Origin of the sequence: Prochlorococcus marinus (assembly GCF_001180245.1) — a bacterium.
Lineage (GTDB): Bacteria > Cyanobacteriota > Cyanobacteriia > PCC-6307 > Cyanobiaceae > Prochlorococcus_A > Prochlorococcus_A marinus_F.
This window is the reverse complement of the sequence record NZ_CVSV01000092.1, coordinates 1-575: the sequence shown is the minus strand read 5'-3', so window position 1 is coordinate 575 and position 575 is coordinate 1. Positions and strand designations below refer to the sequence as shown.

The 575-nt window shown below is 31.8% G+C and carries 1 protein-coding gene and 1 pseudogene; one reads left to right on the top strand and one right to left on the bottom strand.

The window, feature by feature from the left end; all coding sequences use genetic code 11:
* Nucleotides 1-107: pseudogene (locus tag AMO19_RS08830) on the bottom strand (peptide-methionine (R)-S-oxide reductase MsrB); the annotation flags it as partial.
* A gap of 22 nt (nt 108-129) precedes the next feature.
* Here AMO19_RS08830 and AMO19_RS03425 point away from each other — a divergent pair.
* Nucleotides 130-575 (top strand): tRNA-dihydrouridine synthase (locus AMO19_RS03425; RefSeq protein ID WP_179850495.1); only part of this gene is annotated, 446 nt, incomplete at its 3' end.

The following is a 575-nucleotide window of genomic DNA, read 5'->3' as shown; positions in this document are numbered from 1 at the left end:
TGAGAAGCAAGTGAAGATGCTAATACTTGCATGGGCTTAAAAATTATTTTTAAGAATGACATAGTAGGAATTAGAATAAAAGTTCTTCTTGAAAGAAATTGATTCATATATTTAAATCACAAAAAAGTAATGAATTTCATTCAACCTAATTCTATTAAAAATATTCATAAATTAAGTATTGCTCCAATGATGGATTGTACTGATAAACACTACAGAATGATAATGAGAAAAATAAGTTCTGAAGCTCTATTGTATACGGAAATGATCGTAGCCCAGAGTCTAGTTTATACGAATAAAAAAGAAAATTTTTTAGACTTTAATAATGAAGAACACCCGATATCGATTCAGTTTGGTGGGGACAATCCTAAAATCCTTAAAGAGGCAGCCCAAATGGCACAGGATTGGGGTTATGACGAAATAAACTTTAATGTTGGTTGTCCAAGTCCAAGAGTCTGTTCTGGAAATTTTGGCGCTTCACTTATGAAAGATCCTGAAACAGTAGCAAAATGTATAGATTCCTTAAAAAATAGTTGCAACTTACCGGTTACTATCAAACACAGAATCGGTGTAGACAA